The sequence below is a fragment of the Pseudomonas muyukensis genome, assembly GCF_019139535.1.
Classification (GTDB): Bacteria; Pseudomonadota; Gammaproteobacteria; order Pseudomonadales; family Pseudomonadaceae; genus Aquipseudomonas; species Aquipseudomonas muyukensis.
This window is the reverse complement of the sequence record NZ_CP077073.1, coordinates 3,873,048-3,889,780: the sequence shown is the minus strand read 5'-3', so window position 1 is coordinate 3,889,780 and position 16,733 is coordinate 3,873,048. Positions and strand designations below refer to the sequence as shown.

The window sequence follows — 16,733 nt, the reverse complement described above, 5'->3', positions numbered from 1 at the left end:
CTACAGGTGGGCTCAGACCATCGCCAGGCGCTGCTTGCGGGTCGGGGGCGCGAACGCCTGGTCGATGGCCCGTAGATCTTCCTCGCTCAGCACCAGCTCGGCGGCTTGTGCGTTCAGGCGCACGTGGTCCGGGCTCACCGCCTTGGGAATCGCGATCACACCCTCGCCGCGGGTCACCCAGGCCAGGCTCACCTGGGCTGGCGTGGCGCCATGGCGTTCGCCAATCTGGGCCAGCAGCGGATGGCGCAACAAGCGCCCGGCCTGGGCCAGCGGGCAGTAGGCCATGGTGGGCAACTGCTGCGCGCGGCTCCAGGGCAGCAGGTCGAACTCGATGCCGCGTTCGGCCGGGTTGTACAGCACCTGGTTGCTGGCGCAGGCGGTGTTGTTCAGCTCGCGCAGGTCGTCCAGGTCGAAGTTAGACACGCCCCAATGGCGGATCTTGCCTTGCTCGATCAACCGCTCGAAGGCTTCCACGGTCTCCTCCAGCGGGTACTGCCCACGCCAGTGCAGCAGGTACAGGTCGATGCAGTCGGTGCCCAGCCGTTTCAGGCTGCGCTCGCAGGCGGCCGGCATACCGCGCCGGCTGGCGTTGTGCGGGTAGACCTTGCTGACCAGCAACACCTGCTCGCGGCGCCCGGCGATGGCCTGGCCGACCACCTGCTCGGCGCCACCTTCGGCATACATTTCTGCTGTGTCGATCAGCGTCAGGCCCAGGTCGATGCCTTGTTGCAGGGCCGCCACTTCGGCGGCCCGGCGCCCCGGGTCCTCGCCCATGTACCAGGTGCCCTGGCCAATGAGCGGAGCGCGGCTGCCCGCCAGATTCAGGTAACGCATATCACCTCCTGTGGGTGGGTATGGGTAAGCAGGACATCGAGCAGCGCCTCGGCGGCTTTCGACAGATTGTGATCGCTCAGGGCGATCACGCCGATGCGCCGCTCGACGCTGGGCTCGACCAACCGCACGCAGCGTGCGCCCAACTGCTGCATCTGCTCGATGCACAGGGCCGGCACGGCGCTGACGCCCAGGCCGCTGGCGACCATGCGGCCGATGGTCGCCAGCTGGTGGCTCTCGAAGGCCACCGCCAGCTTGCCATGGCCGGCGGCCAGGTGCTGCTCGAGCAGCAAGCGCACCGCCGAGGGCCGCTGCAGGGCGATGAAGTCCTCGGCCAGCAGTTCCTGCCAGCGCACCTGCGGCTGGCGCGCCAGTGGCGAGTCGGCGGGCACCACGGCGACGAAACGGTCCATGTACAACGGGTGGAACCGCAGTGCCTCGCTGCTTTCGGGTTCAAAGCCAATGCCCAGTTCGACGCGGCGATGGCGCACCAGTTCCAGCACCTGCTCGTTGATCACGTCGTGCACGGTGACGTTGACCTTGGGATAACGCTGGCGGAACACCTTCAGCGATTGCGGCAGCAGGTTGCCAGCGAACGCCGGCATGGCCGCCACCGACACCCGGCCCAGTTGCAGGGTGAAGCGCTGGCGCAGCATCTCCTCGGTGTCGTCCCAGTCGGCCAGCAGGCGCCGGGCCAGGGGCAGCAGCACCTCGCCCTCGGGCGTCAGGCTGACGCTGCGGGTAGTGCGGGTGAGCAGGGCGCCGCCGAGGTTGTCCTCCAGGGCCTTGATGGTCAGGCTCAGGGCCGGTTGCGACACGTGCAGGTGCTCGCCGGCCTGGGCGAAACTCTGGTACTTGGCCACGGTGACGAAGGCACGCAGCTGCTTGACGTTCATGACAGGCTCGACCTTTGTTTTGAAAAAATTATCAATCGATGACGAAAACAAAATTAACAAATCAGTCGACTACAGTGAAGATGACCGTACGGTTCCAACAACTACAAAAGGCGACTGAGCATGGCCGGACTGGACAAGCGTGTAGCAACTTATGAACAGGCCCTGGCTGGCCTGACCGACGACATGACGGTGCTGGCCGGTGGCTTCGGCCTGTGCGGCATCCCCGAGAACCTCATCGCCGAGATCAAGCGCCGCGGGGTCAAGGGCCTGACCGTGGTCTCCAACAACTGCGGCGTCGACGGCTTCGGCCTGGGCGTGCTGCTCGAGGACCGGCAGATCCGCAAGATGATCGCCTCCTACGTGGGCGAAAACGCCGAGTTCGAGCGCCAGTTGCTCAGCGGCGAGCTGGAAGTCGAGCTTACCCCCCAAGGCACCCTGGCCGAGAAGATGCGCGCCGGCGGCGCCGGCATTCCGGCTTTCTTCACCGCCACCGGCTACGGCACCCCAGTCGCCGAAGGCAAGGAAGTGCGCGAGTTCAAGGGCCGCAAGTACATCCTCGAAGAGTCGATCACCGGCGACTTCGCCATCGTCAAGGGCTGGAAGGCCGACCACTACGGCAACGTGGTGTACCGCCACACCGCGCAGAACTTCAACCCCCTGGCCGCCAGCGCCGGCAAGATCACCGTGGTCGAGGTCGAGGAGATCGTCGAGCCAGGCGTGTTGCTGCCCAGCGAGATCCACACCCCGGGCATCTATGTCGACCGGGTCATTGTCGGCACCTTCGAGAAGCGCATCGAAAAGCGCACCGTCAAGGCCTGAGCGCCGCCCTCAAGAACAACAAAGAGATCCTGACCATGGCATTGACCCGCGAACAAATGGCGCAACGCGTCGCCCGTGAACTGAAGGACGGCTACTACGTCAACCTGGGGATCGGCATCCCCACCTTGGTGGCCAACTACGTGCCTGCCGACATGGACGTGATGCTGCAGTCGGAAAACGGCCTGCTGGGCATGGGCGAGTTCCCCACCGAAAGCACCCTCGACGCCGACATGATCAACGCCGGCAAGCAGACCGTGACCGCCCGCCGCGGCGCGTCGATCTTCGACTCGGCGCAATCCTTCGCCATGATCCGTGGCGGCCACGTCGACCTCACCGTGCTGGGTGCTTTCGAGGTTGACGTGGAAGGCAACATCGCCTCGTGGATGATCCCCGGCAAGCTGGTCAAGGGCATGGGCGGCGCCATGGACCTGGTGGCCGGTGCCGACAACATCATCGTCACCATGACCCACGCCTCGAAAGACGGCGAGTCCAAGTTGCTGCCGCGCTGCAGCCTGCCGCTGACCGGTGCCGGCTGCATCCGCAAGGTGCTGACCGACCTGGCGTACCTGGAGATCGACAACGGCGCGTTCATCCTGCGCGAGACCGCACCGGGGGTGAGTGTCGAGGAAATCATCGAGAAGACCGCCGGCAAGCTGATCGTGCCGGATGATGTCAAGGAAATGACGTTCTGATGGTGTAGGTGCCAGTCGACAGCGTTGCAGCGCTCTCAAGACCGAGCGCCGCGCGGGCGGCGCTCGATCTCAAGAACACTGCAAAACCTTCGTCGAGCACCCCTAACGCGGCGCATTGATCAACGCACTCGCTCGCTGATAATCATGGGGCACCCCGATGTCGATAAACCGCCCCGACGCCACGAAGCCCAGTACATTCAACCCGCTGTCCAGCCACTGCGGCAGCAACTGTTGCTCCAATGACAGCGCCTGCCCGGCGCGATGAGCGAGGGCCTCCAGGCACGCCCGGCGCATCCAGTAGACCCCGCCATTGATCCATGCCCGCGCATCGGCACTGGCATGGGCAAAGCCCAGGACGTGACCCTTGTCATCCAGGGTGATGCCCGTGTAGCGCCGGGGTTCCCCATTGCGATGAAGCGCCAGGCAGCAGTCTGCGTGATGCTGCTCGGCAAATTGCTCAAACCTGGCCAGGTCCAGGGCGAACCAGGTGTCGCCATTGAGCAGCAGGAAGTGCTCGTCGGCCTGGGTCAGGTGTTCGAGCGCCATCAGCAACCCGCCACCTGTGCCCAAGGGCTGCGGCTCCCGCGCATAGTGCAGCGTGGCACCCCGGTAGCGTCCAGCGAAGTGCTCGACGATCGCTTCGTGGCGATAGCCGACCGAGAGCACGAAGCGCTCGACGCCCTGGTCGATCCAGTAGTCGAACAGGTACTCCAGAAACGGCCTGCCGGCGATGGGCGCCATCGGCTTGGGTACGTCGCTGACCAGGCTGCGCAAGCGTGTGCCCAGGCCTCCGGCCAGAACCACCGCGGTACGTATGGACATGTCTTGCGCTCCTGTATCAGGGGGCGCTGGGCTGGTAGCGCATCAGTTGGCTGCCGGACTGCTCGAACCGGAAGGGCACATGGACAAGGTCGCGCAGGCTTTCGCGGACCTGGGCTTGCCGCTCGGGTTGGACGAACAGCAGCATGAAGCCGCCACCGCCGGCCCCCAGCAGCTTGCCGCCAATGGCGCCCGCCGACCGGGCAATGCTGTAGAGGTGATCGATGTCTTGATTGCTGACCTGGTTCGACAGGTTCTTCTTGAGCAGCCAGCTGCAATGCAGCAACTCACCAACGGCCTCCAAGGGGCCCGGGCCCTGGAGGATGGCGAGTGCCTCGTCGACCATGGCATGGAGGCGGTTGAGCTCAGCGACACGGTTGCCCAGGTTGTCGATCTTCGACTGGGCAACTTTGGCCGCGATCCTGGAAAACCCGGTGAAGAACAGCATCAAGTGATCTTGCAGCGCCTCGAGTCGAGGCCTTGGCACATCGGCCGGGGTGATGGTGAAACCGCCATCGCCGCGCAGGAAGTCGATACGGTTGAAGCCGCCGACCGCGGCGGCGATCTGGTCCTGGGAGCCGACGCTTTCACCGACGACCTGCTGTTCTACATGCTGGGCCAGCCTGGCCAGTGCTTCACGGGCGATGGCGTGGCCCTGCAGGGCCTTCAGCGCGTGCAGCAGGCCGACGGTGAAGGCGGAACTGGAGCCCATGCCCGAGCGGGCTGGCAGGTCGCTGTCGACGTGGATCTCCAGGCCGTCCTCGCAGCCCAGGTATTGCAAAACCGCGCGCACCGCAGGGTGTTCGATCTCGCGGGGGTGCATCACGTTCTCGATTCGGGAATAGGCAATGCGGAACCGATGTTCGAAGAACGGTGGCAGGTGGCGGCAGCTGATATAGCAATACTTGTCGATGGCGGTGGACAGTACTGCGCCGCCATGGGTTTTGTACCAGGCAGGATAATCCGTGCCACCGCCAAAGAAAGAAATGCGATAAGGCGTGCGGGTAATAATCAAGGGTGAGCGACTCCCAATATACAACTGTGTATGTGGGGCGTGATTCATTGTGCGACTGGCTCACAATGCAAGCGCCATCCTAGGCGGTTTTTACTTGGGCGGATTCCCTGCCTTGGCGATAAGCTTATTGTCTTGGAGTTATATAAAAAGCACTAGTCATCATGAAGTTTGTTTGCACGTTGACGGCGCGCTGAATGCCCAGCTTAGCAGGGCTTAAAGCCCCTTCTTGTGCCGTTGGTCGGCAGGGTTTTAGTAGGTTTTTTCATGGGTTCGAAAAATATTGCGCCGCTGAAATCCAGTGCTATCGTAGAACTTCACCGCGCGCCTGGCAGGCAGAAAGTATTCGGCGTCGAGGCTAGGGAATAGTCAAATTCTTGGTCCCACGGACAAACAGGGAAGTAGGGGCGTCAGGTCATGACTGATAATGTTCAGTTTATTCAGCTTAAAAGTGCCTGCAGTGATCCGGTGACCCATGCCGAACTACCGCGAGCAATTTACGTCGAGTTGACGGACCGCTGTAACCTGGTCTGCCCGATGTGTCGTTGCAGCCCGGTCAAGGGCAATATCCTGCCGCTGCCGATGTTCAAGGAAATGGCAGCCGCGTTGTTTCCCAGCGCCGAATTCGTCGACTTGCGTGGATGGGGCGAAAGCACCATCGTGCCTGGCTTTCTCGACTACCTGGACGTGGCGCTGGGCTATCCGGTCAAGCTCAAGCTGATCACCAACGCGGTGGTGCGCAAACCGCAGCTGTGGCAACGCCTGGGGCATGAAGGCATCACCGTTGGTGTTTCGTTCGATGCCGCCACGGCGCCGCTGTTTCGCGAACTGCGTGGTGGCGCCGACCTTCGGCAGGTGCTGGGCAACCTGTGCCTGCTCACCGAGGCCCAGCGCGAGGCCGGGCATGACCCGGCGGAAAAACTCTACCTGTGCGTGACCGTCAGCGGGCGCAACCTCGACGAACTGGAAGCCATCGTCACCCTGGGTATGGAACTGGGCGTACGCCGGTTCAAGTTCGAACCGCTGTGGGCGCCCGATGACGACCCCAACCGCCTGGAGTACCACAGCGAAAAGGTCGCCACGGTGATGGCGCGGCTCGCCCAGCTGCAGCGCCGGCACCACCTGCAACTCGAGCTGTCGGCGGCGCTGTCCGCGGCCAGCATCCAGCCCCACGCCGTGAACAAGGTCTGCATCCATCCCTGGCAATACCTCTACATCAACAGCCGTGGGCGCCTGGGTTTTTGCGACCACCTCAACGGCCGCGACGAGTTCACCTTCGGCGACTGGCAGCAGGGCGGTTTCGCGGCCTTCTGGAATGGCCCCGAGATGCGCCAGTTGCGCGCCGAACACCACCAACGCCTGGGCGGGCCGGCCATCAAGCAGTGCGCCGATTGCAACTGGTGCTACGAGCGCCGCTACATGGACCTGGAAGACTGGCTGGAGCCGGAGTGGGCCAACTACCGGGTGACCCTATGAACCTTCGCGACATGACCCTCGACCCGCCCTGGCTGGCGAACTTCTACGACCCGGCCTTGTTCGATGCCAGCGCCGGGGACGCCGACTCCGCCAACACCATCGCCTGGTACCGCGAGCAACTGCGCGGGCCTGCGCGCCAGGTGCTGGACATCGGCTGCGGCACCGGGCGCCTGGCCCTGCCGTTGCTGGAGGATGGCCACCGGGTGCACGGGGTGGACATCAGCGAGGCGATGCTGGGCTACCTGGCTGCCAAGGCGGAAGGCCTTGCGCCCGAGCTGCGGGCACGCTTGAGCTGGGCCCACGGCAGTGTGCTCGACGAACCCCTGCGGTCGACCTTCGATACCCTGGTGGCCGCCGATGATTTCGTGACCCATTTCGACCTCGACCAGTTGCGGCGCTTCATGGCCATCGCCCATGCCGCGCTGCGCCCCGGCGGCCAGTTGCTGACCGATATGCGCGAACGCTCGGCGGCCCGCCTGGCCGCGGCCGCGGCGCCATTCCCCAAGCCCCTGCAGAGCCATGGCCTGGCGGGTGGCATCGCCGGCGAACAGGGGCAACTGCATGTGGCGATGATGGGGTGGGAGGAATACGACCCCGAAAGCCGCTGGCTGGTCAGCCACCAGCTGTACAGTTTCATCGATATCCATGGGCACGAAGCGCGGCGCGACTGGAAGACCATCCGCCAGCGCAACCACAGCAATGCCGAACTGCTCGACGCCGCGCAACGGGCGGGCTTCGCGGTCGAGTGCAGCTGCGGGCGCGAGCTTGCTGGCGTGCCGGGTGAGCAGGGCGGGTTCTTCCAGTTGATACGCTCATGAAGCCTGCGCTGGAGCTGATCTGGGTGGTGCCTTCGCTGGCCAGCTTGGGCGGCAGTGAATATGCGGCCGTGACCTTTGCCCGGCTGGTGGTTGGCGCTGGTCACGGGCTGCGCTTGCTCACCGGGCCTGAAGTGCACCCGGCATGGCGGGCACTGTTGCAGGTCGAGGGCCTGAGCCTGGTTCAGGATGCGCATGGCAGCCCGGCGGCCATGGCCGACGCCCTGGCATGCCTGCTGGCGGCACGCTCCGCCGACCTGATCCAGTTCATGCCCATCGAAGCCCATTGCCTGGCATGGCTGGACCAGCGCACGGTGGTGCCGGTCATCGGTTGGGAGCCTACCGACCTCAGCCCCCGCTGCTGGTGGCTGCCAAACACGTTGCAACAACGCTTGCATGAGCTCGACGGGCTGTTGGTGCTCAACCCCGATGCAGCCATTCACGCTCACGAACACTACGCCTACCGTGGCCGCGTCAGCGTACTGGCCAACACTTTGCTCAGTGCGCCTGCCAAGGTCTCGGCACTGCGCGAGCCGGGGCAGGTGGTGGGGTGCATTTCGCGCTTGTCGGCGGAAAAGGGCCTGGAGTTCCTGCTGGCGGCCTTCGCCTTGCTGCTTGAGCGCTGCCCACGCGCCCGCTTGCGCCTCTGGGGCGAAGGCGAGGACCGTGGGCGCCTGGAAAACCTGGCGCGGATGCTGGGCATCGAGGCATCGGTGGATTTTGCCGGCGGCTTCGAACCTTTCGGTGGCATCGATGAGGTGGCGGCCAGTGCCGATGTGTTCGTGCTGAGCTCACTGTTCGAAGGCGCGCCGGTCGCGCTCCTGGAACTGGCGGCCAGGGGCCGGCCGCTGGTGGCCTCGGCGACCAGCGGTGCGCGCTGGGTGTGCGGGCAGGCGTACCCGTGGCTGACGGCGGTCGGCGACACCCGCGCGATGGCCGATGCCCTGGCGGATGCCCTGAGCGGACAGGGCCGCACGATACTGGGTGGGCAGTTGCGCCAGCGCTTCGAACAGCAGTTTGCCCCGGCCCGGGCATTGGCCACCCTGAGCGCGGCCTATGCCAGCGTGCTGGCGGCGAGGCCGCGGGCATGAGCCGCCGGGGCGAGGTCTGGTTGCTGTCGCCCCACTGCGACGACATTGCCTATTCGCTGGCGGGGCGCTTGCTGAGCGGGGCGGAGCGGGGGCAGCACGTGCGCCTGTTGACGATCTTTTCCCAGAGCCGGTTCGCCCCCTACGCTCCGACGCTCAGGAGCCAGGCGCAGATTTCCCGCTGGCGCCAGGCTGAAGAAGCGCGTTTCTGCGACGCGCTGCACCTGGCCCACGAGTGCCTGGACCTGGCCGAAGCCCCGCTGCGGGGTTATCCCGATGTCGATTCGTTGTTCATCGCCGACGGTGCGACACCTGAGGATCCAGAGCTCGAACGCCTGGAGCAGCGGCTGCGCCAGCGCCTGGAGCAGGCCCGGCCGGCCAGGGTCTATGCGCCACTGGGGGTAGGCGGGCACATCGACCACCTGCTCACGCGCCGGGCGGCGCAACGGGTGTTCGCCGCGATCTGCCCGCTGCTGTTCTATGAAGATTTGCCCTATGCCGGCGAGTTGTCGGCGCATGCCCTGGCGCAGCAGTTGGCGCACACCGCCCAAGGCTTGCGGCCCTTGCTCACGCCGTTGGCCGACTGGCTGCCGGAAAAACTCAGGCACCTGGCCGGCTATGCCTCCCAGGTGGCAGAAAAAGACCTGGCCGCGGTGGCAACCCATGCTCATTCGATCGGAGGTGAACGTGTCTGGACCCTTGGCTGATATCTGTATCCTGACCTTCGCCGTGGACCGCCCACAGGCCTTGGCGCGCTGTATCGCCAGCGTCGCCGCGCAGCAGGGCGGCCTGCGTGTCGAGCACCGCATCCTGTCCGAGCGGGCCATGGCACTGCGCGCGCACCCAGCCTTGGAGGGGTGGCGCGAGCGGGTGGTGTGGCAGCCGCTCGAAGGGCAGCCGTTCCAGGGGGCTTCCTCGCAGCGCATGGCGCGCCTGCGGGCCGCGGCGCTGGCCCAGGTCGAGCAACCGTTGGTGGCGTTCCTCGATGATGACAACGCACTGGAACCTGAGCACCTGCAGACCCTCTGCCAGTGCCTGGAAGATCCACAGCTGCAGGCGGCCCATGCCTGGCGCCAGGTGCTCAACCCGGACGGCACGCCGTTCCCCTTCACCCATTACCCCTGGCATGACGACCCGGCGGTGGCCAACAGGATGTACCGCTGGGGCCTGGCCCACGGCGTCTTCAGCCCTGGCAGCCCGGTGATGCGCGACGGTGTGCGCGGCCCCGAGGCGCCCGACAACTGCGCCACCGTGGACATGAACGAATGGCTGTTTCGCACCGAGTGCCTGCGCAACCTGGGCTTCGACCAGCGCTTCAGCCAACGCGAGGTGGACCTGCGGGTCGGTGAAGACGACAAGCTGTTCCAACGGGTGCGCGAGCAAGGGGTGAAGTTCGCCTGCTCCGAGCGCGCCACCGTGCGCTACTACCTGGGCGGGGTGTCCAACCTGCGCCAGACCAGCGGCCCGACCCAGGCCTGCGCCGGAGCCCAGCCATGAGCGGCCTGGCATTGTTCGGTGGCACCCCGGTGCATCGCCAGGCCTGGCCACAATGGCCGCAGTCCACGCTGACCTGCGAGCGTGCCCTGCTCACGGTGATGCGCAGCGGGCGTTGGTCGGTCAGTGGCCTGGAGACCGACGCCAGCCCGACCTGGGACCAGCGCTTCGCCGAAGCCTTTGCCCATTACAACGGCGTGCGCCATTGCGTGCCCACGGCCAACGGCACCAGTGCCCTGATGGCGGCCATGCAGGCCCTGGGCATCGGCGCCGGGGACGAGGTGATCGTCCCGGGGCTGACCTGGGTGGCCTGCGCCAGCGCGGTGCTGGCGATCAACGCGGTGCCGGTCATCGTCGATATCGACCCTGCCTCACTGTGCCTGGCGCCCCATGCGGTGGAGGCGGCGATCAGCCCGCGTACCCGGGCGATCATGGTGGTGCACCTGTACAACGCCATCGCCGACCTGGATGCGCTACTGCCGCTGGCAAGGCGCCATGGCCTGCACCTGATCGAGGATTGTGCCCAGGCCCATGGCGCCCAGTGGCGAGGGCGGCATGTGGGGACGCTCGGCGCGGTCGGCACCTTCAGCATGCAGAATGGCAAGGTGCTGACCAGCGGCGAGGGCGGTGCCTGTATCTGCGACGACCCAGACCTTGCCGCACGGATCTTTCGCCTGCGCGCGGACGGTCGGCAGCGGGTCACCGATACGGTGCCATCGGGCTACATGACCCTGGAGGAGGGCGGCCAGGGCTTTGCCCAGAACGCCTGCCTCAGCGAACCCCAGGCGGCGATCCTGCTCAGCCGCCTGGAAGACCTTGACCATGAAAACGCCCAGCGCGCCCGCCAGGCCCAGCGCTTGCGCCAGCTCCTCGAGGAAATCGGCGGGTTCGCCTTCCAGCAGACTGCCGAAGGCACCGAACGGACCACCCTGTACCACTTTCCGGTGCGCCTGGAAGGCCCCGAATTCGAGGGCGTGGCGATAGCGCAAGTGTGCCGGGCACTGTCCGCCGAACTGGGCTGCTGGGTGCACCCGCCTTATCCGCCGATGGACAGGTTCGCGGTGCTCGCCCCCGGCCATTCCCAGCGCCTGTTGACGGCCCCGCGGGTGCCGCAACCGCTGCTGTGCGCCCAGGCCGCGCATCGCCAGCACGTAATGCTGGCCCATTGGTTGTTCCTCGCCGACGACCAGGCCATGGCCCATGTCGCGCAGGCGTTCGCCAAGGTCAAGGAGCACGCGCACGAACTGCGTGCACGTCAAGGAGAGGGGCAATGAATTCGCTTCTACAGGATGTACCGGCACGGCGCTCGACCCAGGAGCTGCCAGTGCGCGCCCTGGACTTCCGCTTCGGCGAGCAGCGCATGCAAATGCTGCTGGGCTACCGCTTTACCGAACAGATCGCCCAGCGGGTCAGCGAGCAGGCGGCGCATATCCTGCTGGTGGCCGATCGACGGGTCTACGAACTGTGGGGCGCGCCGTTGCTCGATGCCCTGCAACGCCACTTGCCGGTGACCTGCCTGCTGGTGGAAGCGGATGAGGCGGCCAAGACCCTCGGCGTGCTGCAGGGCCTGCTCGACCAGGCCGTGGCCGGTGGCGCTACCCGGCGTTCGGTGGTGGTGGCATTCGGCGGCGGTCTGACCGGCAACCTGGCCGGCATGCTGGCCGGGTTGCTGTACCGCGGCATTGGCCTGGTACACATTCCGACCACGCTGCTGGCGATGTCCGACTCGGTGCTGTCGCAGAAGCAGGCAGTCAACGGCACCGCGGCGAAGAATATGTACGGCCTGTACCACCCGGCCAGCCTGTGCTGCGTCGATGTGCAGTACCTGCAGAGCCTGCCGGCGCCGGCGTTCTCCGCCGGGGTGGTGGAACTGTGCAAGAACGGCCTGGCCTTCGATGCCGCGACCGTGCCGGCGCTCGAACGCTTGGCCGCGGACACCTCGCCGGCCGGCTGGATCGAGCTGGTGCAGCTGGGGATCCAGGCCAAGCAGCAACTGCTGCTGGACGACCCGCTGGAGCACGAACTGGGCGTGGTACTGGAGTACGGGCACACCGTCGGCCATGCCCTGGAGCTGGAGACCGGCACCTTGACCCATGGTCACGCCGTCGGCCTGGGGATGCTGGTGGCCGCCGCCATCGCCCGGGAACGTGGCTGGCTCAGCGAACAGGAAGAACACCTGCATGCCCAGTTGCTGCTGCGCTGCGGCGCGCCCCTTGGCCTGGAAAACCCACCGTCGTTCGAGCGGGTCATGGCGCGCATCCGCCAGGACAACAAGCGCGGGCGCATTCGCCTGAACGCCGGGCACTACCCCTTCGTGCTGCTGCGCGGTATCGGCCGGCCGGCCATGAGCCAGGGCCAGCCGCTGGTGGGGGTGGACGAAGGCGAGATCCGCCGGGCCTACGCCAAGTTGCAGGCGGGCTACTACAGCGCGCTGCGCGTTACCGAGTAAAGCTTGCCGACCACCGCTCGCGATAAGGAATGTCGTGATGCCCGAACTGAGTTTCAACCTGGCCTGGGTGGATGAAGCCCGCCTGGCCGAAGCCATCGCTCAGGCCAACCGCGAGCAGCGCCCGCTGTACTTGATCGTGCTCGCCACCAAGCCGTGCTACATCAAGCTGGCCAGCCTGGTGTTGGCCTGCGACGCGTTGCGCTTGCCGTTCCTGCTGGTCGACACCGGCCAGCACTACGACCCGGTGCTGACCCAGGCCAGGGAGGAGTTGGGCTACGAGCACCTGCTGGCGGTGAGCTTCGGCATCCGCGGGACTTTGTTGGGCCGCACCGCGCAGCTGGCGTTGGCCATCGAGTGCCTCGATGCCCGGCTCAAGGCCGGCGGCCTGCGCCAGAGCGCGGTACCGCTGGTGTCCGGGGACACCGCCACGGCGGCGCTGTTCGCCCAGTTCTGGTACCTGGCCCATGGCGCGCGCAGCGTGCACGTCGAGGCTGGGCTGCGCAGCTACGGACCGGACCGGGGGGCCTGGGCGAACCTGCAGGACCTGGCCGAACAACGCCAGTTGCGCTGGCAACGGTTCTACGAAGAACCCTTCCCTGAAGGGGTCTGCACCACCCTGGCCAGCGTGGTCGGCGACCTGCTGCTGGCCCCGGTGGAGCGCAATGTCGAGCACCTGCTGCGCGAGGGCTACCCGCTGCCACAGCTGCGCCAGGTCGGTTCGCTGAGCAGCGACGCGGTGCGTCTGGCCCTGCCACGGGCTGCACGCAGTGCGCTGTTCAGCCTGTACCCGGCGCTGGCCCAGGGGCGCTGGCTGCGGGTAGACCTGCACCGGCGCGAGAACATGACCGCCCAGGCCTTGCAGGCGGTGTTGCAGGCGCTGGGGCGACTGGCCATCGAGGGGGTGCAGGTGGTGCTGGTGCGCAGCAACGCCCTCGACGGCGCACTGGTCCAACATCAGCTCGCCGGCCTGCTGGACGACGTCCGGCTCGACGGCGTGGTGGTCCAGCCGATGTGGCCGCACTACACCGATGTCATCCACTTCCTGGCCTCCGGCCATTGCCTGGCGCTGTACACCGACAGCGGCGGCCTGCAGGAGGAGGCCACGGTGCTGGGCGTGCCTTGCCTGACCTGCCGCCTGAGCACCGACCGCCCGGAGACCGTGCTCGACGCGCAGAGCAACCTGCTGCTGCCGCCGCTGTCGGCGGCGTTCGTCCATCGCCACTTGCGCGATGTGCTGGCGCGCCCGGCGGCCGAGGCCTGGCCGGGCTTGCAGCGTGGCCGCACGCTCTATGGCCAGGCCGTGGGGCAGGGGATCGCCGAGCTGCTCAAGGTGTACGAGGCACCCGCCGTGCTGGCGGGCGCCCAGGCACAGTACCTGCCGCGGGTGCCAGAGTGAACCGCCCGGCGCTGGCCACCGCCGCCAAGGCTGCGGCTGCGCGCCTGTGTGGTGGGCTGGGCAGTGGCGTGGGCGATCTGCGGCCCTGGCTGTCACCCATGTGCCAGGCCTTGGGGCTCGAGGCCGACCACCTGCCGTCCAGCGCGCACAGCCACACCCTGTGGTGCGGCGAGTTGCTCAACCGCGCGCAGTTGCAGGGCTGGCTGGGCTTGGCGGCGCAGCCGTGCACCGACGGCGAACTGCTGACCCAGGCGTTCCTGGCCTGGGGCGAGGTGACGACCCTGAACCGGATCAGCGGCAAGTTCGCCCTGGCGTACTGGAACGCCGAGCGGCAGCGGCTGGTCCTGGCCTGCGACCGTACCACGCAGTGCACGGTGTTCTACGGTCGCCTCGCCGGGCATTGGTTGTTCAGCAGCGACTTCGGTGCGTTCCGGCCATTGCACCGGCAGCTGGAAGTCGACCGGCAGACGTTGGCGCTGTTCGTGCGCTACGGTTTTGTCCCGGCGCCGCATACCTTCTACCGGCAGGTGCGCAAGCTGCAGCCCGGTCACTGGGTGGCGCTGTCGGCACATGATTGCGGCGAAGTGGCGCAACAAGCCTATGCGCCTTCGTCCTGGGCAACGCTGCCCACCACCCAGCGCACACCCATCGACCCAGGTCTGGCCACGCAAACCTTCGAGCGCCACCTGCTGGCGGCCGTCGAGGCGCGGCTGGACGGCTCCACGGCGGGCGCCTTCATGTCCAGCGGGTTCGACTCGACCCTGGGCGCGGCGCTGTTGCAGAAAACCCTGGGCAAGCCCATCCACACCTTCACCGCAGGCTTGCACGGCATGCATTGCAACGAGGCCCCGGACGCTGCGGCCATCGCCCGCCACCTGGGAACCCTGCACCACGAGATCCGGCTTGATGACCCGGCGCTGGCAGGCGTGGTGCCTGACATCCCCACTACCTATGGCGAACCCCTGGCCGACTCGTCGCAACTGCCCTCGATGCTGTTGGCCCGCGCCGCCAGCGACTACGTCGACACGGTGTTCGCCGGCGATGGCGCCGACTGCGTGCTGGGTGAGTATGCCCAGCGCCTGGACCTGTACCGCAGCGTGCTCCGCGCACGCTGCGTGCCGCCTTGGGGCAGGGCTGCACTGGGCCGTGGCCTGGCGCTGGCCGGGCGCTGCTCGACGCCGCTGGCGACAAGCCTGGCCCGTTGGCTCGGCCGGCGCTTGGCCTTGGACGACCCCGGCCGTGACGCTTTCGAGGACATGCGTGGCGTGCTGGCCGGCAATGGCCTGGGGCACGTGGAGCGCGTGCTCGGCGCACGGGTACTGGACCCCGGGCGGCTGGTGCTCGGCGAAGGCTGGCTGGATATCCCCTGGCCGGGGGCCGACGCCGAGCCACCGCGGTTGTCGGTGCTGCTCGACCAGTTGGTGCAGGTGCAGGGGGAAATCCTCCTCGCGCCAGTGACGCAGAAAACCATCGGTGCCTGCGAGCATGCCGGCCTGCGGGTGGCCATGCCATTTCTCGACGGGGCGCTGCTGGACTTCGCCAGGGGCTTGCCCCACCACCTCAAGCACCGCAAGAACACCTCCAAGTGGCTGCTGCGCCAGGTGGCCTACCAGTACATCCCCAGGGCTTTGCTCGAACGCAAGAAGCTGGGCTTCAGCATCTGGGTGAGCCCGCTGCTGCGCCACCCCCTGCGCGACTGGGCCGAGCACCTGCTGGCGCCGGGTCGCCTGGGTGACGAAGGTTTCTTCGATGTGGCCCAGGTGCGCTGGGAGTGGACGCGATTGCTGCACCACGGCGAGCACTTCAGGGAAGAGCGGCTGTGGTCGGTGCTGATGTTTCAACAATGGCTCGACAGCAGCCGGGCCTTCAGCTTGCGGAGGAGCGGATGAGCGCGATACGAACGGCCTTGATCGGCTGCGGTACGGTGTGCGACTGGCACCTGGAAGAGCTGGACAAGCTCAGGGACCTGTTCGACGTGCGCTGCCTGTGCGACAGCGTGCCGGGCAAGGCCCAGGCGCTGGCGCGCAAGTGGCGGGTAGCGGGCTGGACCGAGGACGTGCAGCAGGTGCTGGACGACCCGCTGATCGAGTGCGTGTGGATCCTCACGCCGCCGTTCAACCACGCCGAACTGGCCATCGCGGCGCTGCGGGCCAACAAGCACGTGTTCTGCGAAAAGCCCCTGGCCAAGACCTCGGCGCAATGCCAGGAGGTGGTGCGGGTGGCCGAGGACAGCCAGCGGGTGTTCCTGCTGGGCTACCCGATGCGCTTTTCCGCCGACGCGGGCAACCTGCGCAAGGTCGTGCAAAGCGGCGTGCTGGGGCGCCCGCTGGTGTTCCGCGATGTCTGGGCGGTGTGCAAGGGGGCTGAAAGCCCGGCCATCCACGATGCCGAGCTGGGCGGCGGGGTGGTGTTCGAGCACACCCACTGGCTGGATTTCGTGACCTGGATGTTCGGCCCGGCACACAAGGTCTATGCCTCGACCCGCAAGCTCAAGCGCGGGCCGACCAGTGCCCATGACACGGTGATCGCGGTGATCGATTTCGTCGCCGGCGACCAGGCGCTGTGGTCGGAGTCCTGGGCCGCCAGCGGCCTGGGCTGGGAGCCCTTGTGCGTGGGGCGCGGCGGGATCCGCCCGAGCTTCGATGTGGTCGGCGAGCAGGGCGTGCTGCAGTTTCCCAATGCCCAGGGCGAGAAGGTCCTGAGCCTCTACCGCTACGACCGGCCCGAGCAGCCGGTCAGCACCTGGACCTGGCAGCACGACTGGGGCACCAACGACGACGCCTTTCCCAACGAACACCGCCACCTGTACGCCTGCATCCGCCATGGCACGCCGCCGGTGTGCCAGGCCCGCGACGGCCTGCGCGCGGTGCAGTTGGCCGAAGCCATTCTCGAGTCCAGCCGCAGCGGCCAGCCGGTGTTCCTGCAGCCATAGCCGATCAACAGGGA

16 protein-coding genes are annotated in these 16,733 nt (G+C 66.9%); 12 read left to right on the top strand and 4 right to left on the bottom strand.

Features of this window, described 5'->3' with window-relative positions:
• Nucleotides 1-12: 12 nt before the first annotated feature.
• Together KSS95_RS17195 and KSS95_RS17190 are read right to left on the bottom strand one after the other, a co-directional pair.
• Nucleotides 13-834, bottom strand: a complete 822-nt coding sequence (locus tag KSS95_RS17195) for an aldo/keto reductase (RefSeq protein WP_217848265.1) — start codon at nt 832-834, stop codon at nt 13-15.
• Nucleotides 822-1,727, bottom strand: a complete 906-nt coding sequence (locus KSS95_RS17190) for a LysR family transcriptional regulator (RefSeq protein WP_217848264.1) — start codon at nt 1,725-1,727, stop codon at nt 822-824. The genes KSS95_RS17195 and KSS95_RS17190 overlap by 13 nt, the downstream gene beginning before the upstream one ends.
• Nucleotides 1,728-1,847: 120 nt before the next feature.
• Between KSS95_RS17190 and KSS95_RS17185 the strand changes: the two genes are divergently transcribed.
• Nucleotides 1,848-2,546: a CoA transferase subunit A gene (locus tag KSS95_RS17185; protein ID WP_217848263.1), complete on the top strand. Its 699-nt coding sequence runs from the start codon at nt 1,848-1,850 to the stop codon at nt 2,544-2,546.
• 35 nt (nt 2,547-2,581) lie between these two features.
• On the top strand, nt 2,582-3,238 hold the full coding sequence (locus KSS95_RS17180; RefSeq protein ID WP_217848262.1) for a CoA transferase subunit B: 657 nt from the start codon (nt 2,582-2,584) through the stop codon (nt 3,236-3,238).
• 102 nt (nt 3,239-3,340) lie between these two features.
• Here the strand turns inward: KSS95_RS17180 and KSS95_RS17175 are convergent, their stop codons facing one another.
• Nucleotides 3,341-4,060, bottom strand: coding sequence for a nucleotidyltransferase family protein (locus KSS95_RS17175; RefSeq protein WP_217848261.1), 720 nt, complete (start codon nt 4,058-4,060; stop codon nt 3,341-3,343).
• 16 nt (nt 4,061-4,076) lie between these two features.
• Nucleotides 4,077-5,072, bottom strand: a complete 996-nt coding sequence (locus KSS95_RS17170) for a GHMP family kinase ATP-binding protein (protein WP_217848260.1) — start codon at nt 5,070-5,072, stop codon at nt 4,077-4,079.
• 534 nt (nt 5,073-5,606) lie between these two features.
• Between KSS95_RS17170 and KSS95_RS17165 the strand changes: the two genes are divergently transcribed.
• From KSS95_RS17165 to KSS95_RS17120, 10 genes are read left to right on the top strand one after another with little or no spacing between them, the layout of a single operon-like run.
• Nucleotides 5,607-6,545, top strand: a complete 939-nt coding sequence (locus KSS95_RS17165; protein WP_225935521.1) for an SPASM domain-containing protein — start codon at nt 5,607-5,609, stop codon at nt 6,543-6,545.
• Nucleotides 6,542-7,363, top strand: coding sequence for a class I SAM-dependent methyltransferase (locus tag KSS95_RS17160; RefSeq protein ID WP_217848258.1), 822 nt, complete (start codon nt 6,542-6,544; stop codon nt 7,361-7,363). Before KSS95_RS17165 ends, KSS95_RS17160 begins: the two co-directional genes overlap by 4 nt.
• On the top strand, nt 7,360-8,451 hold the full coding sequence (locus KSS95_RS17155; protein WP_217848257.1) for a glycosyltransferase: 1,092 nt from the start codon (nt 7,360-7,362) through the stop codon (nt 8,449-8,451). Before KSS95_RS17160 ends, KSS95_RS17155 begins: the two co-directional genes overlap by 4 nt.
• A complete protein-coding gene (locus KSS95_RS17150; protein WP_217848256.1) occupies nt 8,448-9,155 on the top strand; it encodes a PIG-L deacetylase family protein in 708 nt (235 codons plus the stop codon). The genes KSS95_RS17155 and KSS95_RS17150 overlap by 4 nt, the downstream gene beginning before the upstream one ends.
• Nucleotides 9,136-9,945, top strand: coding sequence for a glycosyltransferase (locus KSS95_RS17145; RefSeq protein ID WP_217848255.1), 810 nt, complete (start codon nt 9,136-9,138; stop codon nt 9,943-9,945). The genes KSS95_RS17150 and KSS95_RS17145 overlap by 20 nt, the downstream gene beginning before the upstream one ends.
• Nucleotides 9,942-11,216, top strand: coding sequence for a DegT/DnrJ/EryC1/StrS family aminotransferase (locus KSS95_RS17140; RefSeq protein WP_217848254.1), 1,275 nt, complete (start codon nt 9,942-9,944; stop codon nt 11,214-11,216). Before KSS95_RS17145 ends, KSS95_RS17140 begins: the two co-directional genes overlap by 4 nt.
• Nucleotides 11,213-12,391 carry a 3-dehydroquinate synthase family protein gene (locus KSS95_RS17135; protein ID WP_217848253.1) on the top strand — a complete coding sequence of 393 codons (1,179 nt, stop codon included), beginning with the start codon at nt 11,213-11,215 and terminating at the stop codon, nt 12,389-12,391. The genes KSS95_RS17140 and KSS95_RS17135 overlap by 4 nt, the downstream gene beginning before the upstream one ends.
• Nucleotides 12,392-12,428: 37 nt before the next feature.
• Nucleotides 12,429-13,787 (top strand): UDP-N-acetylglucosamine 2-epimerase, encoded by a 1,359-nt coding sequence (locus KSS95_RS17130; protein ID WP_217848252.1) that lies wholly within the window; start codon nt 12,429-12,431, stop codon nt 13,785-13,787.
• Complete coding sequence (locus KSS95_RS17125; protein ID WP_217848251.1) at nt 13,784-15,676, top strand: asparagine synthetase B family protein; 1,893 nt, start codon at nt 13,784-13,786, stop codon at nt 15,674-15,676. The genes KSS95_RS17130 and KSS95_RS17125 overlap by 4 nt, the downstream gene beginning before the upstream one ends.
• Nucleotides 15,673-16,719 carry a Gfo/Idh/MocA family protein gene (locus tag KSS95_RS17120; protein ID WP_217848250.1) on the top strand — a complete coding sequence of 349 codons (1,047 nt, stop codon included), beginning with the start codon at nt 15,673-15,675 and terminating at the stop codon, nt 16,717-16,719. The genes KSS95_RS17125 and KSS95_RS17120 overlap by 4 nt, the downstream gene beginning before the upstream one ends.
• Nucleotides 16,720-16,733 lie beyond the last annotated feature (14 nt).